This window comes from Streptococcus sanguinis SK355, assembly GCF_000212855.1.
GTDB classification, from domain to species: domain Bacteria; phylum Bacillota; class Bacilli; order Lactobacillales; family Streptococcaceae; genus Streptococcus; species Streptococcus sanguinis_A.
The window spans coordinates 1,279,025-1,296,794 of record NZ_GL890993.1; the positions used below are offsets into that span (position 1 = coordinate 1,279,025).

Genomic DNA, 17,770 nt, shown 5'->3' on the forward strand with positions numbered 1-17,770 from the left:
CTGATTCTGGTCAGCTTGGTCAATCTAGCAGGTCTCGTCATAGTTGCCGTTTCGGGGAAGTACATGCCCGATTATCGTTGGCAAGTTATTCTCTTTGCCCTGCTTGCACTGATTTTCTTGGTTAATGCTGGGTTGCCAATCTTTCTGCGTTCAAAATTCCAAGTCAGCAAGGGTCGAAAAATCTTGACCTACTTGACCAGCAGCGCTTCACTTATCGTCGTTCTCAATATCCTTTATTGGAGCCTTTACCAGTGGTGGACTTTATAAATAACAGAAAGGAGCATTTCACATGCAGACTTCCATTTCAACTTCAACTATTAAAAAATTTCTCATCTGGGCTTATGGCATAGGTTGGTTTCTTATGATCTTCTTATGTTATTTCTCTCAGCAAAAACAAAACGTCATAGCCTCGGTCTTCTCTATTTCCGCTATGTTTGCGCCGAGTATCGCGGCTCTTATTTCCAAAGCTCCCATTAAAGAGGCCGGTTGGCGACCTAATCTGAGCAAAAAGTGGAAGTCCTATGCTGCAGTCTGGCTCTGGATTGCCTTTTATGCTATCTTTGGTGCGGTAGTTTATTTTAGCATTTTTCCCCAGCACTTTTCACTAGCCTTTAGCCTGCTTGCTAAAAGCATTGGAACTAGCAATCCAGCTCTAGTTCAATCCACGGTTTGGCAGTATGTCTTTAATTTTCTAACGTGGATAAATTTACTTTGTATCATTCCAGCTTTAGGTGAAGAGTTAGGCTGGCGGGGTGTGCTTTATCCTTATCTTAAGGAGCGCTACGGTCGGACGAAGGGTCGCTTTATCGGTGGTCTGATTTGGGCTTCGTGGCATTTACCTATGTTACTGTTTGCGGACAAATTATCACTAGACACCATTCTCTATATCTTTCCTTACTATATTATGGCGATTACTATGGGCTTCTTGTTAGATATTTATTATGTAAAAAGCAAAACCATTTGGTTGCCTGCTTTTGGTCACTCCACTATTGATACACTTGGCCCCCTGACTTCTTTGTTGGTCGCAGGAAATGTCAAACCTCTTGCCTATCTCGGGCCTGGAGCCAATGGGCTATTTGTAGGCTTACTAGCCATTGTAGTGGTTACTTGGCTAACCAAGCGGGAGGCGAAAGAAAACTAGAATTGAAAAAAGAAAGGAGCATTTTATATGCAAAACACAATTTCAACTTCAACCATTAAAAGGTTTCTAGCATGGGCGTTTGGGCTCGCTTGGCCAGGTATGCTAGCCATAGCTTACTTTTATGCGAACAATCAGAAACTTGTCGGTAACATTTTATCCGCAAGTGTGGTAATGTTCGCCCCTATGGTGGCTGCTTTTTTGGCTAAAGCTCCTGTCAAGTCTATCGGCTGGAAATTGAAGCTCGCCAGTAAATGGCGCGATTACCTAGCCTGCTGGTTAGCCATTTGTAGCATTATACTTGGCGGCGCACTTGTCTATTTTGCTGTCTTTCCGCAGCATTTGGCTTTTGCCCTGAACCCACAAGTCGCCCTTCAAATTTTAATGATTCTTACGGTCTTAACTCTAGTCATCAGTCTTTCTGGCTTGGGCGAGGAAGTCGGCTGGCGGGGTATTCTCTATCCTTATTTGAAAGAGCGCTACGGACGGACTAAGGGACGCATCATTGGTGGTCTCATCTGGGCTATTTGGCATTTTCCTGTCAATATGATTGGAGCAGGGACGCTGGGTGAGCGTTTCTTAAATTTAATTCCCTATTATATCATGGCTATTTCTTTTGGGATTATCCTTGATATTTACTATGTACGTAGCAAAACCATTTGGCTGCCAGCCTTTGGACATGGGGTCATTGATGCCGTTGCCATGATAACTACCGTTTTCACTGTTAGTGGGGTAGAAACGTTTAAATTCCTTGGTCCTGGTCCAACTGGACTTTTTAGCGCTCTCATTGCTCTTGTCATTGCCGTTTGGCTGACCAAGCGCGAAGAGAGAGAAAGTCAGCAGGGGATTTCTTAATCTTTTTTAGGTGATTTTTCTACCACTTACTAGCGCAATCTAACCACTTACCAAAAAGAGCTTGATTTGGTGTACTTCTTTTGTTAGGATAAGGGTGTAGGGGAAAATACACCTTAAGGAGGTCACACATGACACATACTTATCAAAAGACAGCCCATCGCTCTAGTCTGGAAATCTTGCAAGAAGAAGCAGGGGCAAAAAATTGGTGGCTGAGCCTGCCGCTGGCTTTTCTTGCGATTGCTGCGGGAAGCCTCATCAGCGGAGCTTTGTCCCAATGGCTCTTGCTGCCGAGCATGACGGACGCCAATCGCTTACTGATAGGCATCGTTTCTTTATCCGTCTTTTTAGGTAGCAGTTTACTCATCATTCTCTTCGTCGCTAAATTTTGGGAGCGGCGCAGCCTTGCCAGTTTTGGACTTTGGAAGGAAAAATTAGGGTTCAATCTGCTGCTTGGTACAGCACTGGGTTTCTTCTTAGTCCTTCTGGCTGTGGGCTTTAATCTGCTCGGCGGACAGCTCCACATTCAAGTCGAAAAGCAGTTCAATCTAGGAATTTGGCTCTTTTTCCTGGTCAATTTCTTCTTTCAGGCGCTGGCTGAAGAGATGATTTACCGCGGCTTTGTCATGAACAAACTCCGCACCAAGCTGGACTTGCTACCGGCTGTCCTGCTCAACTCCCTGCTCTTTGCGGTTATCCACATTTTTAAAGGTGGAACGCCCGTCCTTTATATCCTCAATGTCTTTCTGACCGGGATTTTCCTTTCCCTCCTTTTTGCACTGACGGACAATCTCTGGCTGGTCATAGCGCTGCATGCGGCTAATAACATGATTTATCTAGGTGTCTTTGGAGTGATTGGGACGGGCAACAATCTCCAGCACGGTAGTTTCTTACAGACGACTTTGACCAGTCAAGCCAACAGTTTCTTAGCAGGAACGCCAAGCGAACCTCTATCAGGCGGGCTGATAGCAGTCATCGTTATGGCGCTGGCTGCTCTTCTCACCGCCTATCTAGCCAAGAAAAAGCAAGTGTTTAGCTAAGCCCTCCTTGTCTTTTATCCTCAAAAACAGTATAATGGAGAAAAGAATTTGAAAGTTCTCTAAATAGTTTTAGGAGGATTGCTGGCAGAAAATCTTGTCCGTTTGAGTAGCGCCTTGCTTACATTTGTAGGAGCCATGACTTATCTAGAGCTAGTTGCTTTGTTTGTCCTTAGCTAGAAATCAATTTTAAGAGGTATCAAAATTGGGAATTAGTGAAACCATGAAAGCCCTAGCTGATCCAGTTCGGCGGGAAATATTAGAAATATTAAAAAAAGGTCCTAAGTCGGCTGGTGAAATCGCTCAAGTCTTCGATTTGACGGGAGCGACGGTATCCTACCATTTGTCCCAGTTGAAAAAAGCGGGGCTCATCTATGAAGAACGGCAGAAAAATTACATTTACTACCATTTAGATGCTACGGTTTTTGAGGAAATTTTGGTCTGGATTGCCGCGCTAGGAGGGAAAAATAATGAAAACGAAACTGAGAAATAACCTTAGAGAATTGCTGCTGACTTTCTTGGTTATTTGGCTGCCACTTGCTTATGCCTTATGGATTTATCCTAGTTTGCCAGAGAATATTAGGATCAATTTCACGTCGCCGATTAGCCCGACATTTAAGTATGTACCCAAATTTCTCTTTATCTGGGGTCTGCCAATCTTTATGACTTTGGCACAGCTGATTGTTTATGGGGCAACGGCTTACCGAGAAATCACCAAGCCAGCTTTTGCCCGCTTCGTCCTTTGGATTGTTCCCTTGACCCATATCATTGTCTATCTTTCTATTTTGTTCTATGCTCTCGATTCTCACTTCAATGTTAATAAGATTGCCTTGATTTTTTCAGGCTTGATGTTTATGATTTCTGGGAATTATATGCCCAAGAAAGTGGTGGTGGAAGAAAAACCAGCGCCGCGTTGGCTAGCCTACCTCTTTATCCTAGTCGGATTGACAGCCGTACTAGTGGGACTTTTTCTTTTGTAAATCAAGTGAAAACAAAGTGCACAGATTGTGCGCTTTTGTTTAGTCTCATTCTGACTCTTTGTCAACTGTAGTGGGTTGATGAGAAGTTATAATCTGGAGAGGACTAAATCAGTCCTCTCCTTTTTGATGTTCAAAGCGATGATTTCTTTATGAGTTCCAGCATCTAGAACATCCAAGATTATGATGTTAGGGTCTTTTATTCCCAGTAAGTTTGTGATAAAATTGAACTGTTCCATAAGAGTCTTTCTAATGATGGTTTTGTCGCTTTTCATTATAGGTCTTATGGGACTTTTTTTCTACAACAAATAGGCTCCATTATTCCTACAGTGGTTTTACCCACTACAGAAATTATAGAGCCGTTTTTTATTGCAGTAGAGCTTGATAATTTTTAGATTGAAGTTATTTAGAAAAAATTCGAAATAGATTTGACAGAAAGAAAGGAAAGATGTATAATCTATTTAGAAAAAAACCAAAACAGTTTAGGAGAAAAAACGATGATTTCCATTCATATCTTGATTGCTATGCTGCTGATTTTAGGGGCAGTCCTTGTTCCTTTGGTTTATTTTAAAAAGACCAAGCACATTTCTCTATTAGTCTTTCTTTTAGGGGGGGTTGGTTTTTATTTATCGAGTCAAGTTTTGGAAAATATCTTGCACCGTATCGTTTTACAGCCTCAGGCTGATGGGACTATCGCTTTGCAGACGGAAAATCCTTGGCTATATGTCCTTTATGGTATTGCTGCGGCAGCTATTTTTGAAGAAACAGCCCGCTGGGTCATCTTTTACTGGCTGCAAAAGAAGCGTCCACTGACCTTTAGGGATGGTGTGGCCTATGGCTTGGGGCATGGTGGTATTGAGGCTCTGTTTATTGGTATTGTCAGTCTCTTAAACTTTTGGGTTATAGCTCAAGTAGTGACTCAGGGGAATGCCCAGACGCTGGCTCAAATTCCTCAAGCAGTTATTGACAATGTCCGCTCTATGAGCGCTGGCAGCATCTATCTTTTAGCTTTTGAACGGATCTTGGCTATTCTCATTCAAATCCTACTAACATTCTGGGTTTGGAAGGCGGTCAAGGAGAAGGCTCCAGTGTATTTTTTAGCTGCTCTGGGACTTCACGCCCTGATTGACCTAGCGCCTGCTCTGGCTCAGGTAGGCTTTCTTCCGCCACTGGCTGTTGAGGCTCTGCTCTTAGTAGAAGTAGTGGCACTAGTCTTTCTGACCAAGAAAATCTTGAAAGTTTACCTGAAAGAAAGGTTCAATCATGGGGATCAGTCAAACGCTTAAAGCTCTAGCTGACCCAGTTTGAAGGGGGATTCTGGAAATGCTCAAGCATGGTCCGAAGTCTGCAGGGGAAATTGCCCAAGCTGTTGAGCTGACGCCTGCGACGGTATCCTACCACCTCTCTCAGCTAAAGAAAGCCGGTCTGCTCATAGAAGAAAAGCAGAAGAACTTTATATATTACAGCTTAGATGTCACTGTTTTTGAAGAAATTCTTGTCTGGTTTCAATCTCTTGGAGGAGGAAACGAAAATGAAAAAAAATAGTTTAGAAGAATTAGGCTGGGCACTTGGCGTCATGCTCTTGCCAGTTTTATATGCCATCTGGGTCTATCAAAAATTACCGGAAAACCTGGCTATTCACTTTGACTTATCTGGAAAAGGAAATGCTTTTTTACCTAAGTTTCTAATAGTATCTGCTTTTCCAATTGTCATGATGCTGCTAGAAGTTATGATCTATTGGACAACCATTGCCAAAGATATCTTGAATAGAACCTTTAAGCACCTTATTCGTTGGATGTTTCCTCTTACCTTTGTTTCGCTGTATCTAGCTACTATTTATCGGGGCTTAAATGAGAGTTTTGATGTGCGTAAAATAGCAACTATGCTAGTTGCTTTGGTTTTCATAATTGTAGGCAATTACTTGCCCAAAAAAGTACAAGCTGACAGAAATTCCATGAATAGAAAATGGGCACACCTCTTTGTTTTGTTGGGATTTCTTACTTTTATAGTCAGCATTTTCTATTTGTAAGCGGATTTATGCTATAATGGTATCAAGTATCAAATAAAAGGGTTATCATGATTACCAAGGAGCATTATCAATTTATCCGGCAGCACCCTGCCTTTGTCAATCTGCCAGTGGAGCTTTTCGATAAATTAGCAGTGGAGATTCAGTATCGCAAGATTCCAAAAGGGCAAATTATCTTTTTTGCAGGAGACCGGCGTGAGCGCCTTTTTCTCTTGTCTCAAGGCTATGTTCGGATTGAGCAGTATGATTCGACAGACACATTTTCTTATATGGATTATGTCAAGAAAGACAGTGTTTTCCCCTATGGAGGTATGTTTTTTGATGAGCGCTATCATTACACAGCCATCGCTGTCACCAATGTCGAATATTTGTCCATTCCTATCGATTTGTTTGAAGATTATTCAAAGAAGAGTGTGGACCAGCTGTTGTTCATTACCAAGCGCCTATCGCAAATCCTGGAATTTCAGGAATTGAGATTGCGCAATGTCGTAGCGGCCAGTGCCAGTGAGCGTGTTATCCAGTCTCTGTCGCTGCTCTGCATGGATTTGTGCAAGGAGGGGGATAGCCTGCCCTTTCCTATCAGTATGAAAGAGTTGGCAAAACTAGGAGCCACAACTCGGGAAACGGTCAATCAAGTTCTGAAAAAGCTCTTGGATGAAGGTCGGATTGAATACGAACATAAAAAATTAACTTTTAAAGAGAAAGAGTATTTTATGAAATATCTTGCTGGAAGCTAATCGGTTCTGATTAGCTTCTTTTTTGTTAAATAAATTCAAAATATTCTAATATTAACCATGTACTGATTTTATTTTTAAAAATAAATATTCACAAAAATAATATAATGCATAAAATATTCAAAGAAAACGCTTTAAAGAAGAATATTATAAAAATAGAAATAGAAAAAAGCAAAGGATTTGACATTTGCAATGTAGGATTTTTCTTGAAAGCGGTAGCATTAAATGCTAGAATAGTACATGTAAACGGGCTTAGGAAAACCTAAACCGCAAAGAAAAAGGAGGATAGTAGATGTCTACACATCCAATTCGTGTTTTCTCAGAAATTGGAAAACTGAAAAAAGTTATGTTACACCGTCCTGGCAAGGAGTTAGAAAACTTGCAGCCGGACTACTTAGAACGTCTTCTTTTTGACGATATTCCTTTCTTAGAAGATTCACAAAAAGAACATGACAACTTTGCTCAAGCGCTTCGTAATGAAGGAGTTGAGGTGCTCTATCTTGAGCAGCTGGCTGCTGAGTCACTGACTTCCCCAGAAATCCGCGAGCAATTCATCGAAGAATATCTGGAAGAAGCCAATATTCGCGGCCGTGAAACCAAGAAGGCTATTCGTGAACTGCTCCGTGGTATCAAAGATAACCGAGAGTTGGTTGAAAAAACGATGGCAGGGGTTCAAAAAGTTGAATTGCCAGAAATTCCTGAAGAAGCAAAAGGCTTGACGGACTTGGTAGAATCTGATTATCCATTCGCTATTGATCCGATGCCAAACCTTTACTTCACACGTGACCCATTTGCTACGATTGGTAATGCTGTATCGCTTAACCACATGTATGCGGATACTCGTAATCGTGAAACTCTCTACGGTAAATACATCTTCAAATACCACCCAGTATATGGTGGAAAAGTAGATTTGGTATACAATCGTGAAGAAGATACACGTATCGAAGGTGGGGACGAACTGGTTCTTTCAAAAGATGTGCTGGCGGTTGGTATTTCACAACGTACAGACGCAGCTTCTATCGAAAAACTCTTGGTCAATATCTTCAAGAAAAATGTTGGCTTCAAGAAAGTTTTGGCCTTTGAATTTGCCAACAACCGTAAGTTCATGCACTTAGACACTGTCTTCACTATGGTTGACTATGACAAGTTCACGATTCACCCAGAAATCGAAGGTGATCTTCGCGTTTACTCTGTGACTTATGTTGATGACAAACTTAAGATTGTTGAAGAAAAAGGTGATTTAGCAGAAATCTTGGCAGAAAACCTTGGTGTGGAAAAAGTTCACCTGATTCGCTGTGGTGGTGGCAATATCGTAGCTGCTGCACGTGAGCAGTGGAACGATGGTTCTAACACCTTGACCATCGCACCTGGTGTGGTAGTGGTGTATGACCGTAACACCGTTACTAACAAGATTTTGGAAGAATACGGCTTGCGTTTGATTAAGATCCGCGGAAGTGAATTGGTTCGCGGTCGTGGTGGACCACGCTGTATGTCTATGCCATTTGAACGTGAAGAAATTTAGGAATCCAGTATTTTACTGATACTCAAAGAATAGAAAGAGGAAATAATAGAATGACACATTCAGTATTCCAAGGACGTAGCTTCTTAGCAGAAAAAGACTTTAGCCGTGCTGAGTTAGAATACCTTATCGGTCTTTCAGCTCACTTGAAAGATTTGAAAAAACGCAATATTCAACACCACTATCTTGCTGGCAAGAATATCGCTCTCTTGTTTGAAAAAACATCTACTCGTACTCGTGCAGCTTTTACAACAGCAGCCATTGACCTGGGAGCACATCCAGAATACCTTGGTGCAAATGATATCCAGCTTGGTAAGAAAGAATCTACAGAAGATACTGCTAAAGTTTTGGGCCGTATGTTTGACGGGATTGAATTCCGTGGCTTCAGCCAACGCATGGTAGAAGAATTAGCAGAATTCTCAGGTGTTCCAGTTTGGAATGGTCTGACTGACGAATGGCATCCAACTCAAATGTTGGCTGACTACTTGACAGTTCAAGAAAACTTTGGCCGCCTGGAAGGTTTGACATTGGTATACTGTGGTGATGGACGTAACAATGTTGCCAACAGCTTGCTGGTAACGGGAGCTATCCTTGGCGTCAACGTTCACATCTTCTCTCCAAAAGAACTCTTCCCAGAAAAAGAAATCGTTGAATTGGCAGAAGGCTTTGCTAAAGAAAGCGGCGCACGTATCCTCATCACAGAAGATGCTGACGAAGCAGTTAAAGGTGCAGACGTACTTTACACAGACGTTTGGGTATCTATGGGTGAAGAAGACAAGTTTGCAGAACGCGTTGCCCTCCTCAAACCTTACCAAGTAAACATGGATTTGGTGAAGAAGGCTGATAACGAAAACTTGATTTTCTTGCACTGCTTACCAGCATTCCACGATACAAATACTGTTTACGGTAAAGATGTCGCTGAAAAATTCGGCGTAGAGGAAATGGAAGTAACAGACGAAGTCTTCCGCAGTAAATATGCTCGTCATTTCGACCAAGCAGAAAACCGTATGCATACAATCAAAGCGGTTATGGCTGCAACTCTTGGAAACCTCTACATTCCAAAAGTATAATCTTACCTAAGAAACCGTCTACCAACAGCTATGAGGGCTGCGACTAATAGCTTTAGTCCGGCCCTCTTTTATATGATAAGAAATGTTCATTTTCTTATTGAAAATTTGAAAATCTACTAAAATAAATTGGAAGCGCATTCATTAGGGCGCAATTAAGGAGAATTTAATGGCAAATCGTAAAATCGTTGTAGCCTTGGGAGGCAACGCCATCCTTTCATCTGACCCCTCAGCGAAAGCACAGCAGGAAGCCTTGGTGGAAACTGCTAAGCACTTAGTGAAATTGATTAAAAACGGGGATGACCTTATCATTACCCATGGAAATGGTCCACAGGTAGGGAACTTGCTGCTGCAACAGTTGGCAGCGAACTCTGAGAAGAATCCTGCTTTCCCACTAGACTCTCTTGTGGCTATGACAGAAGGCAGCATCGGCTTCTGGCTGCAAAATGCTCTGCAAAATGCTCTCTTGGATGAAGGTATTGAAAAGAATGTCGCTTCTGTTGTGACGCAAGTAGTAGTTGATAAGAACGATCCAGCCTTTGTCAACCTCAGCAAGCCAATCGGTCCTTTCTACTCAGAAGAAGAAGCAAAAGCGGAAGCTGAAAAGAGCGGAGCGACTTTCAAAGAAGATGCTGGCCGCGGTTGGCGTAAGGTTGTTGCTTCACCAAAACCAGTGGATATCAAGGAAATTGAAACGATCCGTACACTTTTGAATCAAGGTCAAGTAGTGGTAGCTGCAGGTGGTGGCGGGATTCCTGTCGTTAAAGAAGACAATGGCCATCTTACTGGTGTTGAAGCCGTTATTGACAAGGACTTTGCTTCTCAGCGCTTGGCTGAGTTGGTTGATGCGGACCTCTTCATCGTCTTGACTGGTGTGGACTATGTCTTTGTTAACTACAACAAACCAGACCAAGCAAAACTGGAACATGTGAATGTTGCTCAATTGGAAGAGTACATCAAGCAAGAACAATTTGCACCAGGCAGCATGCTTCCAAAAGTAGAAGCAGCTATCGCCTTTGTCAATGGCAGTCCAGAAGGTAAAGCAGTTATTACCTCTCTGGAAAATCTGGGAGCTCTGATTGAGTCTGAGAGCGGCACGATTATTGAAAAAGGCTAGGCATAGAATTGACTGAAAAGCGATAGTAAGTAATCTCTATTGCCGATGGAAATCTTTTCTTGAAAATCATTTATAATTTTCAAAAATACTGGCTTTTTCAATGTTAATATGGTAAAATAAAAACAAAGTAAGCGTTTTCTTGTTTACTCATGCAGGGAAATGCAGGTTCGTAACCTCGTAAAAAACGTTTAGGAGGAAAAACAAATGAGTGAAAAAACAAAAAAAGGGTTTAAGATGCCTTCATCTTACACCGTATTGTTGATAATCATTGCCATTATGGCAGTGCTTACTTGGATTATCCCAGCCGGGGCTTTTGTAAAAGGTGTTTATCAGCCTCAGCCACAAAATCCACAAGGAATTTGGGATGTCCTGATGGCACCGATTCGTGCTATGCTGGGCACGCATCCTGAGGAAGGATCCTTGATTAAGGAGACAAGCGCAGCCATTGATGTTGCCTTCTTCATCCTCATGGTGGGTGGTTTCCTTGGTGTTGTTAACGAAACTGGTGCTTTGGATGTGGGAATTGCCTCTATCGTTAAGAAGTATAAGGGCCGCGAAAAGATGCTGATTGTTGTCTTGATGCCTCTCTTTGCCCTTGGTGGTACTACCTATGGTATGGGTGAGGAAACCATGGCCTTCTATCCGCTTTTGGTACCAGTGATGATGGCGGTTGGTTTTGACAGTCTGACTGGGGTGGCTATCATATTGCTTGGTTCGCAAATCGGATGTTTGGCTTCTACGCTAAATCCATTTGCAACTGTTATCGCTTCAGAGACTGCTGGTGTTGGAACTGGTGAAGGGATTGTCCTTCGTCTCATCTTCTTGGTTATTCTGACTGCTCTCAGCACTTGGTTTGTTTACCGCTATGCAGATAAGATTCAAAAGGATCCGACCAAGTCATTGGTTTACAGCACTCGCGAAGAAGATTTGAAACACTTTAACGTTGAAACTTCTTCATCTGTTGAGTCAACTCTGAGCAAAAAACAAAGAACAGTTCTATTCCTGTTCATCATGACATTTGTCATTATGGTATTGAGTTTCATTCCTTGGACAGATCTCGGTATTACTATCTTTAAGGATGTCAATACCTGGCTGACAGGTCTTCCAGTACTCGGTAAGATTATTGGTTCATCTACTTCTGCACTGGGTACTTGGTACTTCCCAGAAGGAGCGATGCTCTTTGCCTTCATGGGAATCTTGATTGGTGTTGTGTATGGTCTGAAAGAAGACAAGATTATCTCAGCCTTCATGAACGGTGCAGCTGACTTGCTTAGCGTAGCCCTGATCGTAGCAATCGCCCGTGGTATCCAAGTTATCATGAACGATGGTATGATTACAGACACTATCCTCAACTGGGGCAAACAAGGACTCAGCGGTTTGTCATCACAAGTATTTATCGTCTTGACTTACATTTTCTACCTGCCAATGTCCTTCCTTATCCCATCATCATCTGGTCTAGCTAGTGCAACTATGGGAATCATGGCTCCGATGGGAGAATTTGTCAATGTCAAGGCTAGCTTGATCATCACAGCTTATCAGTCTGCTTCAGGTGTGCTGAATCTGGTTGCACCAACTTCTGGTATCGTTATGGGAGCTTTGGCACTCGGACGTATCAATATCGGTACTTGGTGGAAATTTATCGGCAAGCTGATTGTAGCTATCATTGCTATCAGTATTGGTCTCTTACTCCTAGGAACTTTCTTACCGTTCCTATAAGCTAGAAGCTGAGGTGATTCCATGAAAAATTTTATAACGGAAGAGATTAAAGAAGATTTTCTTGAATCTTTGAAAACAATCGTTTCTTATCCTTCAGTGCTAAATGAAGGTCAAAATGGAACACCTTTTGGACAAGCTATCCAAGATGTCCTAGAAAAAACTTTAGAAATCTGTCGAGAGTTAGGTTTTACCACCTACCTCGACCCTAAAGGTTATTACGGATATGCAGAAATCGGTCATGGAGCTCAGCTCCTGGCCGTTCTCTGTCATTTGGATGTTGTTCCATCAGGTGATGAGTCGGACTGGCAGACGCCTCCCTTTGAAGCTACTGTCAAGGATGGCTGGATTTTCGGCCGTGGGGTTCAGGACGATAAGGGACCTTCTATGGCCGCTCTTTATGCGGTAAAAGCATTGCTGGATAGCAGAGTGGAATTTAAAAAGCGGGTTCGCTTTATCTTTGGTACAGATGAGGAGACGCTTTGGCGCTGCATGGCTAGGTATAATCAGCTTGAAGAGCAGGCTGCACTTGGATTTGCACCAGATTCTTCCTTCCCTTTGACCTATGCTGAGAAAGGGCTTCTGCAGCTCAAGCTGGAAGGGCCGGGCTCTGACACTTTAGAGCTCGAAGCTGGTCAAGCTTTTAATGTCGTTCCTGCCAAGGCTTCCTATTCAGGCAGCCTACTGGAGTCAGTAGTTGCTGGCTTGAAAGATTTAGGCTATGAATATGAGCGAACGGCAGAAGAAGTAACGGTTATCGGCTTGCCCAAGCACGCCAAGGATGCCGCCCAAGGAATCAACGCCATTATTCGCCTAGCCAAGGTCTTGCAGACCCTGGATTCACATCCAGCTCTTGTCTTTCTGGCTCAGGCGGTTGGTGAAGATGCGACAGGCAGCCATCTCTTTGGGCCTGTGTCTGATGAACCGTCGGGTTTTCTTTCCTTTAATGTTGCCGGTCTGACTTTAAGCTCTGACCGCTCTGAGATTCGGATTGACATGCGAATTCCGGTCTTGGCAGACAAGGATAAGTTGGTTGAAAAGCTGGCAGAGATAGCCAGTCAATATGAGCTGACATATCAGGAGTTTGACTACTTGGCTCCGCTCTACGTACCTTTGGACAGCGAGTTGGTCAGCACCCTGATGGAAATTTATCAGGAGAAAACAGGAGACAACAGTCCAGCTATGTCTTCTGGCGGAGCGACCTTTGCTCGTACTATGCCTAACTGTGTTGCCTTTGGCGCCCTCTTTCCGGGAGCTGATCAGACAGAGCATCAGGTCAATGAACGATTCCGCCTAGATGATCTGTATCGGGCCATGGATATTTACGCAGAGGCCATTTATCGTTTGGCTACAACACCTTAAATGAACCATCTTCAAATCTTATTTGTACTGCATTGCTCTGGTCAAGTATAGCTTGCTGATTTACTAATAGCTTTCATTGAGACAAAAATCGTAAATAGAAAAAGCTGAGGCAATTTTGTCTCAGCTTTTATTTACTAAAGAAAAATGGTGGGGTGAATTCTTTGAGCTTCTCAAAGCAGTCAAGGGCACCTTGGTTATCCTCGCAGATAATCAGACAGACGTCATCACCGCAGACAGTAGCAACAATCTGTGGCAGCTCTAGAGCGTCTAAGATTGCACCGAAAGACTGGGCCAGACCAGGCAGGGTTTTCATGACGACTTGGTTTTGAACTGGCCGCAGCATGACCAAAGCATCTTCCATGTAGAAGCGAAGCCGTTTTTCCCAGCGGGATGGTGCAATACTGTTGATGATATAGTAGGAAGTATCGTTTTCACTGACCTTGACCAGATTGAGTGCTTTCATATCTCGTGAAAGAGTGGACTGGGTAACAATGACGCCGTTTGCTTCCAAATGCTCCTGAAGTTCTTGCTGGGTATGGATTTTTTTCTCCATGATTAAGGAGCGGATGAGACGGTGTCTGCTTTCAATTTTATTCATAAATTTTCACCTATAGTTATTTGATAAACATAGCATCACCAAAGCTGAAGAAGCGATAGCGCTCAGCAATAGCGTGCTCATAAGCTTTAAGCGTTAAGGAACGTCCGGCAAAGGCAGAGACTAACATGACCAGAGTTGACTTGGGCAGGTGGAAGTTGGTTGAAAAAGCATCAACGACCTTCCAATCGTATCCAGGCTTGATAAAAATATTGGTCCAGCCAGAGTCAGCCTGAATCTGCCCCTGGAATTTACTACCAATTGTCTCCAAGGTGCGGATAGATGTCGTGCCGACTGCAATGACACGGCCTCCCTTAGCCTTGACCTGACGGAGTATCTGGGCAGCTTCTTCGGACAGACTGTAAAATTCGGAGTGCATCTCGTGATCATCTAAGCTGTCCACAGAAACCGGTCGGAAAGTTCCCAGTCCGACATGAAGGGTCAGATAGACCAGTTTGACTCCCTTGGCAGCAATCTGCTCTAGCAGCTCTTCTGTGAAATGAAGTCCAGCAGTTGGCGCAGCAGCAGAGCCGTTTTCCTTGGCATAGACAGTCTGGTAGCGTTCGCGGTCTGACAGTTTTTCGTGGATATAAGGCGGAAGCGGCATTTCTCCCAAACTTTCCAAGACCTCTAGGAAAATCCCTTCGTAGCCAAAGCACACAATTCGTCCGCCATGCTCAAGCTCATCTACCACAGTAGCAGTTAAGCGGCCATCGCCAAAGGAAATCTGAGCACCTACTCTGAGGCGCTTGGCTGGCTTGGCTAGCACTTCCCAGTCATCTCCCTGAGTATTTTTCAGCAGTAGCAGCTCGACATGGCCTCCTGTCTCAGGTTTGATACCATAAAGGCGGGCAGGCAGGACACGCGTATTATTCATAACTAGGGCATCGCCGGGCTGGAGCTGATCAATAATCTGGTCAAAGTGCTGGTCGGAGAAGGTCCCCGTTTCTTTATCAACCACTAGCAAGCGGGAAGCATCCCTTTTCTCTAAAGGCGTCTGAGCAATCAGTTCTTCGGGCAAGTCAAAATCAAAATCAGCGGTATTCATCGTATCTCCTTATATTGTTTTCATCAGCCAGAGTAGGTAGGCGGCTAGTAGGAAGGGACTAGCTGTAAGCAAGCCACCCAAAATCAAACTTAGCATCTGCAAGCCTGGCTGTTTTTTTATGAGGAAACTCAAGCTGCAGAGTAAGACTCCGACAAAAAATAAAATCAATAAAACAATCAGTAAAAACATGTCTCTATTATAACACGATTTGCCGCAAAAGGAAGCAAGCACGACTAGAAAGTATGTCTATTTTGCAGACTTTTTCTTGACAAAAATCGGTCTATACCATATAATAGAATTAAGAAAAGATGTGGAGGTGGAAAATGAAAATTATTCAAGTGGAAAACCAAGTAGAAGGTGGCAAAGTAGCTCTTGAACTGCTTAAAGAAAAGCTAGCTCAAGGAGCAAAAACTTTGGGGTTGGCCACAGGAAGCAGCCCAGAAGAATTTTACAAGCAGATTGTTGAGAGCGACCTTGATTTTTCAGAGATGACCAGTGTCAATCTGGATGAATATGTCGGTTTGCAGGTGGAGGATCCTCAGTCTTATCGTTATTTCATGAATCAGCACCTCTTTAACCAAAAGCCTTTTAAAGCAAGCTTCCTGCCTAATGGAGCAGCGAAAGATTTAGAAGCAGAAGTGGCGAGGTACAATCAGCTTCTTACAGAGCATCCAGCTGATTTGCAGATTTTGGGAATTGGTACGAATGGTCATATCGGTTTCAATGAGCCGGGGACCAGTTTTGACAGCCAGACTCACTTAGTGGATCTGACACCGTCCACCATTCAGTCCAATGCTCGATTCTTCAACAAGATGGAAGATGTTCCGACTCAGGCTATTTCCATGGGGATTGGCAACATTCTCAATGCTAAGTCCATCATCCTCTTTGCTTACGGTTCAGCTAAGGCCAAGGCTATAGCAGGGACTGTTGAGGGGGAAGTGACAGAGGAGCTGCCAGGCAGTGCTCTCCAGAAGCATCCGGATGTTGTAATTATCGCTGATAAGGAAGCACTTAGCTTGTTAAAACACTAAGATTTTAATGTTGTTGCTATAAAACTAGTTTTGCCAGATAAAAGTCTCTTAATTTCCTATCTATTTTTTTAGGTAGGATTTTTAGATTTATGGTTGACTTTGCGTAAAATATGATATACTAGATAGGTATAATTGTTCTTTGGAGGATCCTGTGAAGAAAAAGCTTTTGTTATTGGGAATTGTGTTCCTGACCTCGTTAGCACCACTAGCTGCTAGGGCTGATGAATTGGTGGATATGGCTAAAAAAATGTATCCGCATGATAATGTTCAGGCGATTAATCGTCCCAAGTCTTCTCTCGTTATTGACGGCAGTACAGGCGATGTTGTATGGGAGGATAATGTCGATGAGGTACGTGACCCAGCAAGTATGAGTAAGCTCATGACGCTTTACTTGGTCTTTGAAGCGATTAAGGAAGGAAAAATCAGCGAAAAGACGGTCATTACAGCTACACCTCAGGATCAGGCCATCGCTAATATTTATGAAATTTCTAATAATAAAATTGTTGCAGGTGTGGACTACACTGTATCTGAGCTCATTACGATGACCATCGTGCCTTCATCCAATGCGACAACTGTCATGCTGGCCAATTATCTATCGGATAATGATCCAGATGCTTTCTTGGATCGGATGAATGCCAAGGCTCAAGAGCTGGGTATGACCAATACCAAGTGGTTCAATGCCAGCGGTGCAGCGGCAGTTTCATTCAAGGGATATTACAATCCTCAGAATTACGATAATACTCTCAGCAACCAGACAACAGCCCGTGATTTGGCGATTCTGGCCTATAACTTTGTCAATCACCATCCTGAGATTCTAAACTATACTAATAAAGCAAAGGTTACGGTTAAAGCTGGAACTCCTTACGAGGAAACATTTGACACCTATAATTATTCCCTGCCAGGTGCTAAATACGCACTCAAGGGAGTAGATGGTATGAAGACGGGTTCTAGCCCTAACGGTGCTTTCAACTATATCGCGACTATTAAGCGTGGCGATCAGCGCATGATTGCTGTGATTATGGGAGTTGGCGACTGGTCTGACCAAGACGGTGAGTATTACCGCCATCCTTTTGGTAATGCCTTGATTGAGAAAGCATATGCGGACTACGAGTACAAAAAGCTCCTCTCCAAGGGTGAGCAGGAGATCGATGGTCAGAAGTATAAGCTGCCTGAGGATTTCTACGCTACTGTTAAAAAGGGAACCGAGCCTAAAGTCAAGGTTGAAAACAATGTTCTCAAGGCTGAAAATGGCTTGAAGACCTTGTCTAGCAAGATCTCTGATGAAATGAAAGTCGAGAAAGTTGAGAATCCAGTTGCTCAGGCCATTGAAAATGTGACTGGCAGCAAGTCGGAAAGCAAGCCTTGGTATGGTGTGTTCTTCAGCGATAAGATGTTGATTCTGCTGCCTGTTGGCATCCTGCTGATCATTCTGTACTTTGAATACCGCAGTCGCCAAAAACGCAAGGCTGCAAAGCAGGAACGTCGTAGAAATACAGATGTTGAATAAAGGGAATGTCCTCTGTCACATACGAACGGAATGACTTTCCAAGCTAA

19 protein-coding genes and 1 pseudogene are annotated in these 17,770 nt (G+C 43.2%); 17 read left to right on the forward strand and 3 right to left on the reverse strand.

Translation table 11 applies throughout. The annotated features are described in order from the left end of the window. The 15 genes and pseudogenes from HMPREF9389_RS05030 to HMPREF9389_RS04955 all read left to right on the forward strand — a co-directional run. Window positions 1-267, forward strand: a pseudogene (locus HMPREF9389_RS05030) (methicillin resistance protein FmtA); the annotation flags it as partial. 22 nt (window positions 268-289) lie between these two features. Further along, window positions 290-1,141, forward strand: coding sequence for a CPBP family intramembrane glutamic endopeptidase (locus tag HMPREF9389_RS05025; RefSeq protein WP_002929784.1), 852 nt, complete (start codon window positions 290-292; stop codon window positions 1,139-1,141). A gap of 27 nt (window positions 1,142-1,168) precedes the next feature. Then, the gene (locus HMPREF9389_RS05020) at window positions 1,169-1,993 is read left to right on the forward strand and encodes a CPBP family intramembrane glutamic endopeptidase (RefSeq protein ID WP_002929786.1); all 825 of its coding nucleotides are present in this window, start codon (window positions 1,169-1,171) and stop codon (window positions 1,991-1,993) included. Between the two features lie 128 nt (window positions 1,994-2,121). Then, window positions 2,122-3,030: a CPBP family intramembrane glutamic endopeptidase gene (locus HMPREF9389_RS05015; RefSeq protein WP_002897963.1), complete on the forward strand. Its 909-nt coding sequence runs from the start codon at window positions 2,122-2,124 to the stop codon at window positions 3,028-3,030. A gap of 202 nt (window positions 3,031-3,232) precedes the next feature. Then, window positions 3,233-3,520 (forward strand): autorepressor SdpR family transcription factor, encoded by a 288-nt coding sequence (locus HMPREF9389_RS05010; protein WP_002897962.1) that lies wholly within the window; start codon window positions 3,233-3,235, stop codon window positions 3,518-3,520. After that, a complete protein-coding gene (locus tag HMPREF9389_RS05005) occupies window positions 3,498-4,007 on the forward strand; it encodes a hypothetical protein (protein WP_002906985.1) in 510 nt (169 codons plus the stop codon). The genes HMPREF9389_RS05010 and HMPREF9389_RS05005 overlap by 23 nt, the downstream gene beginning before the upstream one ends. A gap of 494 nt (window positions 4,008-4,501) precedes the next feature. After that, window positions 4,502-5,290 (forward strand): YhfC family intramembrane metalloprotease, encoded by a 789-nt coding sequence (locus tag HMPREF9389_RS04995; protein ID WP_002929789.1) that lies wholly within the window; start codon window positions 4,502-4,504, stop codon window positions 5,288-5,290. A 28-nt stretch (window positions 5,291-5,318) separates the two neighbouring features. Further along, window positions 5,319-5,549: an ArsR family transcriptional regulator gene (locus tag HMPREF9389_RS04990; protein ID WP_328262173.1), complete on the forward strand. Its 231-nt coding sequence runs from the start codon at window positions 5,319-5,321 to the stop codon at window positions 5,547-5,549. Further along, complete coding sequence (locus HMPREF9389_RS04985) at window positions 5,536-6,033, forward strand: DUF1648 domain-containing protein (RefSeq protein ID WP_002929792.1); 498 nt, start codon at window positions 5,536-5,538, stop codon at window positions 6,031-6,033. The genes HMPREF9389_RS04990 and HMPREF9389_RS04985 overlap by 14 nt, the downstream gene beginning before the upstream one ends. A 47-nt stretch (window positions 6,034-6,080) precedes the next feature. After that, a complete protein-coding gene (locus HMPREF9389_RS04980; protein ID WP_002929793.1) occupies window positions 6,081-6,767 on the forward strand; it encodes a Crp/Fnr family transcriptional regulator in 687 nt (228 codons plus the stop codon). A 289-nt stretch (window positions 6,768-7,056) separates the two neighbouring features. Beyond that, entirely contained in the window at window positions 7,057-8,286 is a 1,230-nt protein-coding gene (arcA, locus tag HMPREF9389_RS04975) for an arginine deiminase (RefSeq protein ID WP_002929794.1), read from the forward strand. Window positions 8,287-8,336: 50 nt separating this feature from the next. Next, window positions 8,337-9,353: an ornithine carbamoyltransferase gene (gene argF / locus HMPREF9389_RS04970; protein WP_002900826.1), complete on the forward strand. Its 1,017-nt coding sequence runs from the start codon at window positions 8,337-8,339 to the stop codon at window positions 9,351-9,353. A 166-nt stretch (window positions 9,354-9,519) separates the two neighbouring features. Then, window positions 9,520-10,467, forward strand: coding sequence for a carbamate kinase (gene arcC, locus HMPREF9389_RS04965; RefSeq protein WP_002929795.1), 948 nt, complete (start codon window positions 9,520-9,522; stop codon window positions 10,465-10,467). A gap of 204 nt (window positions 10,468-10,671) precedes the next feature. Then, entirely contained in the window at window positions 10,672-12,183 is a 1,512-nt protein-coding gene (locus HMPREF9389_RS04960; protein WP_002929796.1) for a YfcC family protein, read from the forward strand. Window positions 12,184-12,204: 21 nt separating this feature from the next. Beyond that, complete coding sequence (locus HMPREF9389_RS04955) at window positions 12,205-13,542, forward strand: dipeptidase (RefSeq protein WP_002929797.1); 1,338 nt, start codon at window positions 12,205-12,207, stop codon at window positions 13,540-13,542. A 127-nt stretch (window positions 13,543-13,669) separates the two neighbouring features. Here the strand turns inward: HMPREF9389_RS04955 and HMPREF9389_RS04950 are convergent, their stop codons facing one another. The 3 genes from HMPREF9389_RS04950 to HMPREF9389_RS11730 are packed head-to-tail and all read right to left on the reverse strand — an operon-like array spanning window position 13,670 to window position 15,374. Next, on the reverse strand, window positions 13,670-14,140 hold the full coding sequence (locus HMPREF9389_RS04950) for an arginine repressor (RefSeq protein WP_002929798.1): 471 nt from the start codon (window positions 14,138-14,140) through the stop codon (window positions 13,670-13,672). Window positions 14,141-14,156: 16 nt separating this feature from the next. Further along, entirely contained in the window at window positions 14,157-15,185 is a 1,029-nt protein-coding gene (gene queA / locus HMPREF9389_RS04945) for a tRNA preQ1(34) S-adenosylmethionine ribosyltransferase-isomerase QueA (protein WP_002929805.1), read from the reverse strand. A 9-nt stretch (window positions 15,186-15,194) separates the two neighbouring features. Then, complete coding sequence (locus HMPREF9389_RS11730; RefSeq protein ID WP_002929807.1) at window positions 15,195-15,374, reverse strand: hypothetical protein; 180 nt, start codon at window positions 15,372-15,374, stop codon at window positions 15,195-15,197. A 134-nt stretch (window positions 15,375-15,508) separates the two neighbouring features. Here HMPREF9389_RS11730 and HMPREF9389_RS04940 point away from each other — a divergent pair, with 134 nt between their 5' ends. After that, on the forward strand, window positions 15,509-16,216 hold the full coding sequence (locus tag HMPREF9389_RS04940; RefSeq protein ID WP_032906445.1) for a glucosamine-6-phosphate deaminase: 708 nt from the start codon (window positions 15,509-15,511) through the stop codon (window positions 16,214-16,216). A 151-nt stretch (window positions 16,217-16,367) separates the two neighbouring features. After that, the gene (locus HMPREF9389_RS04935) at window positions 16,368-17,723 is read left to right on the forward strand and encodes a DUF1958 domain-containing protein (protein ID WP_080560764.1); all 1,356 of its coding nucleotides are present in this window, start codon (window positions 16,368-16,370) and stop codon (window positions 17,721-17,723) included. Window positions 17,724-17,770: the final 47 nt, after the last annotated feature.

Coding starts and splice junctions, on each gene's coding strand:
- HMPREF9389_RS05025 (WP_002929784.1), top strand. CDS start 290: ATGCAGACTTCCATTTCAACTTCAACTATTAAAAAATTTCTCATCTGG.
- HMPREF9389_RS05020 (WP_002929786.1), top strand. CDS start 1,169: ATGCAAAACACAATTTCAACTTCAACCATTAAAAGGTTTCTAGCATGG.
- HMPREF9389_RS05015 (WP_002897963.1), top strand. CDS start 2,122: ATGACACATACTTATCAAAAGACAGCCCATCGCTCTAGTCTGGAAATC.
- HMPREF9389_RS05005 (WP_002906985.1), top strand. CDS start 3,498: ATGAAAACGAAACTGAGAAATAACCTTAGAGAATTGCTGCTGACTTTC.
- HMPREF9389_RS04995 (WP_002929789.1), top strand. CDS start 4,502: ATGATTTCCATTCATATCTTGATTGCTATGCTGCTGATTTTAGGGGCA.
- HMPREF9389_RS04985 (WP_002929792.1), top strand. CDS start 5,536: ATGAAAAAAAATAGTTTAGAAGAATTAGGCTGGGCACTTGGCGTCATG.
- HMPREF9389_RS04980 (WP_002929793.1), top strand. CDS start 6,081: ATGATTACCAAGGAGCATTATCAATTTATCCGGCAGCACCCTGCCTTT.
- arcA (WP_002929794.1), top strand. CDS start 7,057: ATGTCTACACATCCAATTCGTGTTTTCTCAGAAATTGGAAAACTGAAA.
- argF (WP_002900826.1), top strand. CDS start 8,337: ATGACACATTCAGTATTCCAAGGACGTAGCTTCTTAGCAGAAAAAGAC.
- arcC (WP_002929795.1), top strand. CDS start 9,520: ATGGCAAATCGTAAAATCGTTGTAGCCTTGGGAGGCAACGCCATCCTT.
- HMPREF9389_RS04960 (WP_002929796.1), top strand. CDS start 10,672: ATGAGTGAAAAAACAAAAAAAGGGTTTAAGATGCCTTCATCTTACACC.
- HMPREF9389_RS04955 (WP_002929797.1), top strand. CDS start 12,205: ATGAAAAATTTTATAACGGAAGAGATTAAAGAAGATTTTCTTGAATCT.
- HMPREF9389_RS04950 (WP_002929798.1), bottom strand. CDS start 14,140: ATGAATAAAATTGAAAGCAGACACCGTCTCATCCGCTCCTTAATCATG.
- queA (WP_002929805.1), bottom strand. CDS start 15,185: ATGAATACCGCTGATTTTGATTTTGACTTGCCCGAAGAACTGATTGCT.
- HMPREF9389_RS11730 (WP_002929807.1), bottom strand. CDS start 15,374: ATGTTTTTACTGATTGTTTTATTGATTTTATTTTTTGTCGGAGTCTTA.
- HMPREF9389_RS04940 (WP_032906445.1), top strand. CDS start 15,509: ATGAAAATTATTCAAGTGGAAAACCAAGTAGAAGGTGGCAAAGTAGCT.